This is a genomic window from Microcoleus sp. Pol10D4 (assembly GCF_036701555.1).
Classification (GTDB): Bacteria; Cyanobacteriota; Cyanobacteriia; order Cyanobacteriales; family Microcoleaceae; genus Microcoleus.
In genome coordinates, this window is the sequence record NZ_JAUBRA010000111.1 from 1 (window position 1) to 10,911 (window position 10,911).

Below are 10,911 nucleotides of genomic sequence, written 5' to 3' on the forward strand. Positions count from 1 at the left end.
GAACTCAATCCATATTGGATTACCTTGTTAGAGCCTGAGTTCCCCCCATTTCTGGGTTTCTTCAGAACGAAACGCACATTGGCTTGTGAAGTATAAGACTCTTCTTGCACGATTACCTTAATCCCAACCAGTCGAGCTTTGTATTCCAACATCTCAATTAGTCGAGCGTGAGGAATGCTGACAAAGTTTTGATTAGTTTGTTTTCCTAAATCAATCTCAGTTTTCCACTGTGCATTCTTGCCAATTATTAACGTCCCAATTTGTTGGGCGATTAAAATGTCAACAATCAGGCGGCTGGTATGATGCAAGTAATTATCAATTCTTTGGTGGCGACAGCGAGTCAATCGTTGAATGCGGGGTGAACTTTTACGACTTCCTTTCAATTGAGTTTGTAGCCGTGCTTTACGTTTGTTGTAGAACTGATTAATTGACTTTAATGGTCGCCCGTTAATCAGGAGCGGGGTAAAACTCGGTTGATTTGAAGTTAACGCCACTAAGTTATCCAGTCCTAAATCAATACTAGCTACAAATTTATTATCGCTGACGGTGGACTCCTGTTCACTTCGACTACGCTCAGTACAAGCATCATAAATTACCTCAAGCACATAAGAATCGCATTTGGGAACCAACCTAACTTGACAAATTAGATCGGAACTTACTTTGGTTTTAATTGAGAGATTAGTACCCGAAAGCTTAATAATTCCTTTCTTCAGCAATTTGCTACTAATTGCTTGAATCGTGTAGACGAGAATATTTCGTCCTTTGACCTTATCTTTGTACTTGGGCAGTTTGGGGCGACCAGGAAATTTAGAGGGAGCGGTTTTGTAAGCTTTAACCGCTTCAAAAAACGATTTCCAATTCTTGTCCAATATCATCAAGATTTGCTGACTGACTTTAGCAGGTAAAGCCTTGTATGCTTCATGAGACTTCATTAAACGGTTCATTTCGTTGTAATTGACATAGCCCCATCCATAAACAAAGCTCTGACGAATGACGTAGTTAGCAGCATTGTAGAGATTCTTGGATTTAAAAGCTAATTCATCAATTTCGGCGAAACGGTGTTCTGTAGATTTAATGATGTGTCTCTCTGCTAATTGCATTTAGAGCCTCCATTTTTTAACGAGAGCAACATTTTTTTGTGTGAGTTTTCTGACTATATGATACTACTATTGTTTATTGATGCTTACAAATTTATTAAAGTTTTACAATACCCAAGCCTTTTTTAGAGGAGTCACCCAAAATGAAAACTCACCTCAAAATCAATTCCTCCCCGCCCAAGCCAAACCCAAACCCAGCCAATAACAGCACAACTCGTTTTGCTGTAGCGGTATTCTTAACTTTATCTTCAGCCATTGCTTTGCCTAGCTGCGGAGGAGCTCAAACGTCCAGCAGCGCTCCAGGCGGCGCAGGTTCATCCAGCATCCGTGAAAACCAAGTGACCGCATCGGCTCCACAATCGGCACCAGCACCCGAGCCAGCAGCCCAAAGGTCAAAAACTCCTGGTGCATCAAAAAAAGCAGCAGAAACGACCGCAACCCGTCCCCAACTGATTAAAAAAGCCGAACTCAGCGTAGTTGTTAAATCTATTGACGCCAGCACTAAATCTGTTACTAATATTGTCGAAAAACAGCAAGGCGATATCTTGGGTTTCCAAAATCAAAAGCCGCCGGATTCCAGTGTCCGCCAAACGGCGTCTGTGGAGATTCGCGTGCCTCAAGAACGGTTAGAAACTACTTTAGACACTTTGGCAAAACTCGGAACTGTAGAGAACCGTTCTCTGACGGCTGAGGATGTTACCGCTCAATTAGTTGACAGCGAGGCTAGGCTGCGGAACCTCCGCAAATCGGAGGAAATGGTGTTAAAAATTATGGAGCGATCGGGTTCTGTTGGCGATGTGCTCAAAGCTTCTCAAGAGTTGAGCAATATTCGGGAGTCGATCGAACGCATTGACGCTCAGTTAAAAAGTTTGCGAAATCAAGTAGCCTACTCGACTATTAGCTTAACTCTAGAAGCAGCAGTATCGGCTCAACAAACTCAGGAACCTTCTCTAGGTTTGCGGGCGCAGGAAACTTGGGGGAAAGCGACTCATTCTGTGGCTGAATTGACGCTCGGTTTGTTTGGTTTGGGTATTTGGCTGTTGGCTTATAGTCCTTATTTTCTGTTAATTGCGGCTGCGGTTTACGGCTTTAATCGATTTAAGAAACAGGATTCTGTTCCGCAAATTCAAGAACCGAAACCGCCTCAGTAGTCAGTAGTCAGTTGTTCGTTGTCAGTTGTTAGTTGTTATTAGCTTTCCAGTCAACAGTCAACAGTCAACAGTCAACAGTCAACAGTCAACTAACAACTGACTAATCATCAATTTGCCATCCATCTTTGGTATAGTCTTCATCCACAATCTTTTTCGGACGCATCACCAGAACAACTCGCCCCAAAATAGGAATATCCGGGGATTGTTCAAACCAGTACAATTCTAAATTGCCCGCGTTATCGGCGAGGAAATAGCTCTCAGCATCCCACTGTCTTTGGGCTCGATCGGCAATAATCAAAACTTCTTCAACTTTGCCTTGCAGCGGTACCGGCAATTTATCGCTCATTCCCAAAACCGCCACCGGATCTTCAGCGTTCAAAATTACCTGCCATCCGGGAATCGCCACCCAAGCTCCGGCTCCCGAAAATTTTACCATTCGGAACGGCTCGATTTCCTCCGGTAAAGGCACTGCCAGCAAATCTCTCGTAGAAAGCGGCAATTTGCCTACAACCGGGACAACGCGGGGCAATTGTTCCTCGGTATCGAGTCGGTAGACGGGCAAGCGGGGCGCTTCCCGTCTCGCAACTACGGTAAAATCAACGAGCAACTGCTCGATTTGCGCCCTAGCGGTTTGGCTGCTAGCTAATTTTAAACCGCGAGCAATTAAGCGCGATCGCTCTTGCAAATCGCTTTTCTGTCTCGCCAATTGCCAGCATTGGTAAGCCATAGCATCGCCGGGAGTGTCTGTGAAGCCTTGGGGGAGACTCCCGAAGTGCGAAAACTCCTTGATCGCTTTAGCAACTTGGCGAGCATCGTCAACATCCAAATTGTGGGTTAGCATCAAAGCAGCCGCCCCGGCCCGCTCTACTTGAGAGAGAATCCGAAACTCGTATAAGATATCGCTACCTTTTCCCAAGAAGTGCGATCGAACTTCCTCTGAAGCCCCAGCATTTACCATGCTGGTGTAAACTTGGGCTGCGACGCTCACTTGATTTTGCTGAATTGGCTCAAAACCAGTTTCTTCAAAAATCCTTTGAGAGTTGTAGCCAGCTTTTAGCAGTGCAGTGCAGGCCTGTCCCCACTCTACCCAAGTGCCTTCTTTGCGGCGGAGCGATCGAATTAATTTTTCGGCATCCACAGCATTGGTGGAGGGTGCAGATGCAGGAGGGGAGGAATCTTGCGGTGTATCAGTCATAATTGAATCAAAAACTAGCGCTAAGTTATGTGTTATTGGATATCGGCAAGGCTCGTGTCGCGGCAGAGCGATAGATTAATAGTAAGTGAGTTATGAGACTATTGTTACCGGAAAACGAGAGGAAAGCCCCCGACTTCAGGCTTGGGGATGAACTCGGCAGCGGATGCGGCTGCCTACAGTCTTAGAAAAATCCTGGTTGATTTCTAAAAGCATGATATGATTATATCATGCTAACAGTAACTCACGAGTACAAACTACGTCCAACCAAATCTCAAGTTCAAATATTTGAGATTTGGTTGTCTGTTTGTCGTCAGGTTTATAACTATGCCTTGCGAGAACGGAAAGATTGGGTGAATTCTCGTGAGTCTTCTGTTAATGCTTGTTCGATAGTTGGTGAGTATATTATCTCACCGGATACTCCTAGACCAACCTATGCTAGTCAGTGCAAAGGTTTGGCAGAAGCTAAGAAGCATTGTCCCGAATTAAAGACCCCTCATTCGCAAGTATTGCAGCAAACTTTAAAGGTTTTAGAGTCGGCATTTGTGGCAATGTGGGAGAGAGGGCATGGGTTTCCTCGTTTCAAAAAACGGATGCGATCGTTTGTTTTCCCGGCTGTTAAGGATGCAGCAGTGGAGAATGGAAAGGTTAACCTGCCTAAGATTGGGTGGGTAAGGATGAAAATGTCTAGACCCACACCAGAGGGTTTTATACTCAAGCAAATTAGAGTAGCTAAAAGGGCATCAGGATATTTTGTCATGCTGACCTACCAGTTAGCAGTCAACCTGCCCGCTCGCCCATCGTCAGGACATCCATTAGGGGTAGATATTGGGCTTGACAAATACCTCGCAACTTCAGATGGAGAATTAGTCAACAGACCGAGATTTTTTCAGGCACTTCACCGCGAGTTGAAATCACTGCAGCGAAGATTAAAGCATCAAAGAAAAGGGTCTAATAATTGGCTTAATCTCCAGAAAAAGATTGCTAGAATTTATCAAAAAATCAGTGATACCAGAAAGGATTGGCACTATAAATTAGCTCATCGATTATGTGACCAAGCAGGAATGATATTCGTTGAGGATATCAATTTTAAGGCTTGGGCAAAGGGGATGTTCGGTAAACATACTCTCGATGCAGCCTATAGTCAATTCTTCTCGATTCTGTCTCATGTGTGTTGGAAGCGCGGGGTGTATTTTGCTCGTGTTGATAAAAACTATACGAGTCAAATTTGCCCCCAATGTGGAACCCATACTGGTAAGAAAACCTTGGATGTCAGAATCCATAGTTGTCAGTCGTGCGGGTACACCACTGATCGCGATACAGCAGCAGCACAAGTAATTAGAGACAGAGGTATCCTTGCGGTCGGGCAGCTCGTGAGTAAAACTGCTTCTGGAGGCGTTCTATCGGGGATCGATAGTAATATCGGTCTAGAGTCGAGCCTGTGAGAGAAGAATCCCCCGCATTCTATGCGTGGGGAGTGTCAAGAAGGGGAGTTTATCGTATTGTTATGGATAATGCCATTTCAGAGCTAGATCAAATTAAACGCCAGCTCATGACCCTACACAGACCGAAAAAGCCCAAAATGCTGGTAGTAGACGACGAACCAGACAATCTGGATTTACTCTACCGCACTTTCCGACGAGATTTTAACGTTCTCAAAGCTGAGAGCGGAATTCGCGCCTTGGAAGTCCTCGGCATCGAAGGCGAGGTCGCCGTAATCATTTCCGACCAGCGGATGCCCGAAATGAAGGGAACGGAGTTTTTGAGCAAAACCGTGCCCCAGTTTCCGAATACGGTCAGAATTATCTTGACTGGTTTTACGGATATTGAAGACTTGGTGGATGCCATTAACTCAGGACAGGTTTACAAGTATATCACCAAGCCTTGGGACCCGAACGAACTGAAAATGGTGGTGCAAAAGGCGGCCGAGACTTATGAAATTCTCAAGCAGCGGACTGAGGAATTGGATCGCGCTCAAAATCAAATACAACTGTTAGCAACAATCATGCAAACGGCTGTGGATTATCCGAGTTTGGAAGCAAGTTTAGATCCAATTGCTACTGCTATAAGTGATAATTTTTTGGCGGACTCTTGCATTTTGCAACTGGTGGAAGGAAATGTTTTAATCCCAGTCCAAGGCTGTCACACCACGGGTTCAACTGTGGAAAATTGGCTGGCGGATGACCCTCTGGTTCGAGAAGCAATTACCTCTCAAACTATTCAGGGTGTTGTGAATATTGGACTCGACACCAACCTAGCGAGTCTGCCGCACTATCAGAAATCCGGCATTCAAGCTCACCTGAGCATCCCGGTGAGTCACAAAGGTCGATCGATCGCCCTGATTTCCATGCAGTGGAAGCAACCTTGTTCCCTGCGCCCCGACGAACTCACAACAGTTCACCTCGCCGCTCAAGAAGTTGCTCTGGTATTGACGAGTTTTCAGGGTCATTAGTCATTAGTCATTAGTCATCAGTCATCAGTCATTAGTCCTTAGTCATCAGTCGGCTCTCAGTCTTGAGTCGAAAATGATAGCAAACCAATGATTCTAGAGAAAAGATTACCGATTGCTAACAAATAAAAAAGCATTAATGACTGGCGACAGCATGACATGAATGGACGGATTAATTATTCTTTCCGGCTGACAAATCACGAATCACCAATTACCAATGACCAATCACCAATTACCAATGACCAATGACTAATGACTAATAACGCCGAAGAAATTAAAACTATATTTAATCGAATTGCACCAGTTTACAACCAATTGAACGACTGGTTGAGCTTTGGGCAGCACCGGATTTGGAAGCAAATGACGGTGAAATGGAGCAGTGCGGGCCCCGGAAATACTTGTTTAGATTTGTGCTGCGGTAGCGGGGATCTAGCTTTGTTGCTGGCCAAACAAGCAGGACCGACCGGTTGCGTATTTGGAGTAGATTTTTCCGCCGAACAATTGGCCGTGGCGGCCAGGCGCGATCGACCTTTTCTTACCCCTGGCAGTCCCATTTCCTGGGTAGAAGCTGACGCCCTAGACTTGCCTTTTGCTGACAATTACTTCGACTGCGCCACAATGGGTTACGGCCTGCGTAACGTGACTGACATCCCCCGCAGTCTTCAGGAATTGCACCGCGTCCTCAAACCCGGTGCCAAAGCAGCTATTCTCGACCTCCACCGCCCCAGCAATTCCCTAATGCGGAGCTTTCAGCAGTTTTATCTAGACACTCTTGTAGTGCCCATTGCTCAGCAATTTGGCATGACTCAAGAATATGCTTACATTAATCCTAGTTTAGAAAAATTCCCGATCGGCCAGGAGCAAGTCGCGATCGCCAACAAAGCCGGATTTGCCACCGCCACCCACTACCCGATTGCCGGAGCTATGATGGGAGTATTGGTATTAGTCAGTTGACTGTTGTCAGTTGTCAGTTGTCCGTTGTCAACAGTCAACAGTTAACAGTTAATAGTCAACAATCAACAATTCCCAATTCCCAATTATTGATGAATCCGTCTGACATTTGGCTGTTGTTGGCCCCACCTGTAGTGGGAGGAATTATTGGCTATTTCACTAACGATATAGCTATCAAAATGCTGTTCCGCCCGTATCGAGCTATTTACATCAAAGGGCGGAAGTTGCCTTTCACTCCAGGCTTGATCCCCCGCAACCAAGAGCGTTTAGCAAAGCGAATTTCCGACACAATTATGGGTTCGCTGCTGACGCCACAGGAACTGCAAAACTTGGCGCGCCGCCTCCTGCAAACCGAGCGGATGCAGTCGGTGATTCTCTGGTTGTTGCAGTTGGCGCTGGATCAGGTAAAAGCAGACGCAGAGCAAAAAACGGCTAAAATTCTCGCTAACATTCTGCGAGATTTGCTGGGGGAATCTGTGCCGCGAATTCTCAAAGTTCTGGCGCGCCGGGAAGATTTTTTAGAAGCTCAGCTTAATCAAATTTTTGATCAAGTTTTGCTGGAGATTCAGCTTACGGAATCTCAGGCAGCTCAGCTTGCTGAGTGGTTGTTGCAGGTAGTAATACCACCGGAAGTTCTGCGTCAGGCTTTAATTGACTTTTTGACGGATCGCAATATTTCGATCATCGATGAAGGGTTTCGAGAAAAAACCAGTGGCACTTATTGGGTAGTAGCAAATTTGTTTGGTTTGCGGAACACTTTAACTCGGCTGCGGACTTTTTGTCTGGATGACAGAGAAGCCACAAATCAGCGCTTAGCAGAGTTAACTATTTCTTTGGGAATTCGTGGGCGAATTCAGGAATGGCTGCAAAATTTGTCGATGCAAAATTTACCTGTTTCGACTGTGAGACAGTTGCGAAAAACTATGCGCGACAGTGTTCGCAGCTACGTTCAACAGCGGGGTACAGACGTACTTGAGGGGTTGACCAAATCTATTGACTGGGAAAATATTTCGCGGTTGCTTCTCAATCGATTGCAGACTTCAGCGGTGATGAACGCTTCCCTCGGAATTGTCAGCCAAGAACTGGCTTTGGTTTTAGAGCGTTATTTAGAGCGGGATTTAGAAAATATTGTAGCTCAGGCTATCCCGATTTTGAATATTGACCAGGTGATTGTCGATCGAGTGAAAGGTACTTCTCCTGAAGAGTTGGAGTTAGCAATTCAGGGAATTGTCAAAAGCGAGTTGCAGGGAATTGTAAATTTAGGAGGGATTTTGGGCGTTTTTGTCGGCTGTTTGCAGACAGTTGTGCTTTGGATTCAGCGGTGATTTATTTTGGCAGTTGTGAGGTATTTGTTGTAGTCTAATATTCACTCGACTTGCGCCCACAGTACCAAAAACCAGGTTTTTAGACCGTATTGGCCACCTCAGTCAGAGGATTTTTGGTAAAAATCGGGTTTTTGTGGCCCAATCCTAATTTACTCATTTTCTAAATCTATGCCAGCCCCCAATTCGGACGATCGTACAAACATCCCAAAAAACCCCCGCAACCTCAGCCGCCAACAATACGAGCGTTTAACTGCAGAAATGGCCACTCCCTACCGGCCTCTGCGACAGTTTGTTTACGTAGCTTGTGGCGCTTCGGGCTTTATCGGCGGCTTGGTTTTCCTCGCTAAAATTGCCTCTGGCCGGGAAATTGGCTCTGCTTTGCCTAATTTTGCCCTCCAAGTCGGAGTGGTGGCCCTGATGGTGTTCCTGTTTCGCTGGGAGCAGCGCGCCGGGGGCCGAGTCCCGAAGTCGAAGTAACAAAAATTTACAAATCGAGACAAAAATCTATCTGAGGCAAGGAAAAGTTATAAATATAAAGAAATTATTATGAAATCCTGGTTTGCCAGCGATCCCTGTAATGATAATGATGTGGCTTCAATTGGGGTCAGCAAATTTAAAGGCCCTAATCATAAACCGCTTGTCATTCCTTCAATTGGGGTCAGCTTTCATAAAGACCCTAAATATATAAAATAAATTTAAGCCCAGCGCCAGCCTTCACTGATAGAAGAGCTGGCGTTAGGCATTTTGCTATGATCGGGAGCTTGGGAGAGAGAATCCTATCAATTCAGGTTGCACTGTCGGTGATTGTTGACGGTTGACGGTTGACGGTTGACGGTTGAATCGCAGTCGCCAAACTGAATGGTTGAGTGTTATCAGTAGGGTGTGCACCGCGTACAGAGAGGCCCGTAGCAGCGCCCTGAACCGAGTTTTTTGCCTAGCATCCGATATAGGTAATACCAGTTCCCAAAAATCATGCAACTCTAGGCCGATGCTGGAAACCACGATCGCCATCAGTCATTCGCAAATCTAAAATCTAAAATCTAAAATCTAAAATGGTATAAGTGCTGGGGCGATCGAATAATTTGGCATTTCCCGAAGACCTTAGCCTGTGCAGTAACTAATGAGATGTGTCAAAGTCGAAGTAGAAAAAGATGTTAGAAGATTTTACTATGGGTCGATCATTTTTCCAAGGGCGGTGGACGTTATTTTTAGCAGCCGGGGCGGGAATTGCATTTTACAGCAATGCTGCGGCGGCTGCCGAAAAGGTAGTGCTCAAATACAGTGCGATCCGAATGACTTTACCCGTCAGCGAATTAGAAATTTTTGCAGAAACTGGGCAAATGTCGCCCGCGTTAGAAATGCTGCTGGGAAATGCAAAAAAAGACCCAGAAGCGGTTCGCAACAGTCTGACGAGACCAGTAAAAGTCAGTCAAAGCTTTTTGGATCGGACGCTTAACAGCAAGGTTGGGGAAATAATTCTCGATGAGGTGGGTCAGGTAATTCGCACTCCTTCTGGGAATGCAAACCGAGAAGCTTTGAGATCAGCCTTGGTGCTGTCGGCAACTAATGATAACGAGATTACAATGCTGGAAGCGATGAAGAATTATCCTACTCCAGAAGTTTATGTTGAGGGCGATCGTTTAGTTGAAGCTTACGGCAAACTTGTAGCTTTGTCAGAACAATTGGGCGGCGTGTCAGAACGACTGCAAGATATTTTAAATAAGATTCGCCTGCCTAGACTGTAGCGGATTTTGGCAAGGAGGGTTGATTCGTGCGATCGCAGAATGTTGCTGAACCTGCATCAATTACAGGGGAGTTACATTTTACTTCTGCAAAATTTACCTAATTTTGATACGAGTTAAAAACAAAATCTAACTACAGGCCAGCTTCAAACCAGACGGAAATCAGTCATTCCTAATGCTAAAATCTAAAATCGTATAACTTAGCTGTAAAATCTATAGCGGGATAGATGTGCGACAGTTTACAAAAAGTTTATAAGGAGTAGATTTTGTTAGTCAGGAAAGTATTTTAACCCAAAAAATGCGGGCAAGAGCTTGCATTAATTAAAACTTACAATTGATCGACTCTACTTACTGAGTAAGACTAGCAACATGAACAACAATGCTATTCGTTCAAAAGACCGTTTTTTGGTTTTCGGCGATCGAAGATGCTGAAATTCAAGAAATGGTGGCAACCATGAAAACAGGTGGGTTGGGTATAGGCCCTAAAGTCATGAGTTTTGACAATGACTTCAAAGGTTACAAGGGTTCCCAGCACGCAATTGCAGTCAATTCCTGTATGGTGGCACTGCACTTAAGCATCCTCCGTGCTTCGTTACAACCGGGGGATGAAGTTATTACTCTCCGATGACTTTTTGTGCCCCAGAGTTAATGCGATTATTCACGCAGGCGCCATACCGATACTGGCGGATGTAGATGCCGTCGCCATGAATATTGACCAGGCTCAAGTCGAAGCTAAAATAACTTCAAAAACTAAAGCAATTTTGACGATTTACTTCGTAGGTCGTTCCTGCGATATGGATGCGCTTTGCGATATTGCTAGCCGTCACTACTTGACCTTAATTGAAGGCTGTTCTCACGCGTTTGTAATCAGGTTGATGTGGACGGTTTCATGTACTGCAACTCTAGAACTGTTAATTTTATTTTGCTCTGGGGGGGTGACAACCAGCCTGAAACCGAGAGGTGGTGAGGATTGAGCCAATGTGTGCTAAAAAAAGATAGGCAGC

At 45.2% G+C, this 10,911-nt stretch carries 12 protein-coding genes; 10 read left to right on the forward strand and 2 right to left on the reverse strand.

Going from position 1 to position 10,911, the window contains the following annotated elements:
• Positions 1-1,100: transposase (locus QUA36_RS29710; protein ID WP_333459980.1), on the reverse strand; the 1,100-nt coding region annotated here is incomplete at its 3' end.
• 140 nt (positions 1,101-1,240) lie between these two features.
• On the opposite strand from QUA36_RS29710, the gene QUA36_RS29715 reads away from it, so the two are divergent.
• The gene (locus tag QUA36_RS29715; RefSeq protein WP_333459981.1) at positions 1,241-2,248 is read left to right on the forward strand and encodes a DUF4349 domain-containing protein; all 1,008 of its coding nucleotides are present in this window, start codon (positions 1,241-1,243) and stop codon (positions 2,246-2,248) included.
• Positions 2,249-2,348: 100 nt separating this feature from the next.
• Here QUA36_RS29715 and QUA36_RS29720 read toward each other — a convergent pair whose 3' ends face one another.
• Positions 2,349-3,443 (reverse strand): RuBisCO accumulation factor 1, encoded by a 1,095-nt coding sequence (locus tag QUA36_RS29720; RefSeq protein WP_333459982.1) that lies wholly within the window; start codon positions 3,441-3,443, stop codon positions 2,349-2,351.
• 227 nt (positions 3,444-3,670) lie between these two features.
• On the opposite strand from QUA36_RS29720, the gene QUA36_RS29725 reads away from it, so the two are divergent.
• From QUA36_RS29725 to QUA36_RS29765, 9 genes are all read left to right on the forward strand, one after another.
• Positions 3,671-4,885: a transposase gene (locus QUA36_RS29725; protein WP_333459983.1), complete on the forward strand. Its 1,215-nt coding sequence runs from the start codon at positions 3,671-3,673 to the stop codon at positions 4,883-4,885.
• Positions 4,886-4,947: 62 nt separating this feature from the next.
• Positions 4,948-5,892, forward strand: coding sequence for a response regulator (locus tag QUA36_RS29730; RefSeq protein ID WP_333167152.1), 945 nt, complete (start codon positions 4,948-4,950; stop codon positions 5,890-5,892).
• A gap of 249 nt (positions 5,893-6,141) precedes the next feature.
• Positions 6,142-6,843, forward strand: a complete 702-nt coding sequence (gene ubiE / locus QUA36_RS29735; protein ID WP_333167150.1) for a bifunctional demethylmenaquinone methyltransferase/2-methoxy-6-polyprenyl-1,4-benzoquinol methylase UbiE — start codon at positions 6,142-6,144, stop codon at positions 6,841-6,843.
• Positions 6,844-6,932: 89 nt separating this feature from the next.
• On the forward strand, positions 6,933-8,165 hold the full coding sequence (locus tag QUA36_RS29740) for a DUF445 family protein (RefSeq protein ID WP_333167187.1): 1,233 nt from the start codon (positions 6,933-6,935) through the stop codon (positions 8,163-8,165).
• A 168-nt stretch (positions 8,166-8,333) separates the two neighbouring features.
• Positions 8,334-8,642, forward strand: a complete 309-nt coding sequence (locus QUA36_RS29745) for a DUF3493 domain-containing protein (RefSeq protein ID WP_333459984.1) — start codon at positions 8,334-8,336, stop codon at positions 8,640-8,642.
• Between the two features lie 69 nt (positions 8,643-8,711).
• Positions 8,712-8,858 (forward strand): hypothetical protein, encoded by a 147-nt coding sequence (locus QUA36_RS29750; protein WP_333459985.1) that lies wholly within the window; start codon positions 8,712-8,714, stop codon positions 8,856-8,858.
• 476 nt (positions 8,859-9,334) lie between these two features.
• Positions 9,335-9,910 (forward strand): alpha/beta hydrolase, encoded by a 576-nt coding sequence (locus QUA36_RS29755; RefSeq protein ID WP_333459986.1) that lies wholly within the window; start codon positions 9,335-9,337, stop codon positions 9,908-9,910.
• 376 nt (positions 9,911-10,286) lie between these two features.
• Positions 10,287-10,535, forward strand: coding sequence for a DegT/DnrJ/EryC1/StrS family aminotransferase (locus QUA36_RS29760; RefSeq protein WP_333459987.1), 249 nt, complete (start codon positions 10,287-10,289; stop codon positions 10,533-10,535).
• Entirely contained in the window at positions 10,513-10,881 is a 369-nt protein-coding gene (locus QUA36_RS29765; RefSeq protein WP_333459988.1) for a DegT/DnrJ/EryC1/StrS family aminotransferase, read from the forward strand. The genes QUA36_RS29760 and QUA36_RS29765 overlap by 23 nt, the downstream gene beginning before the upstream one ends.
• Positions 10,882-10,911 lie beyond the last annotated feature (30 nt).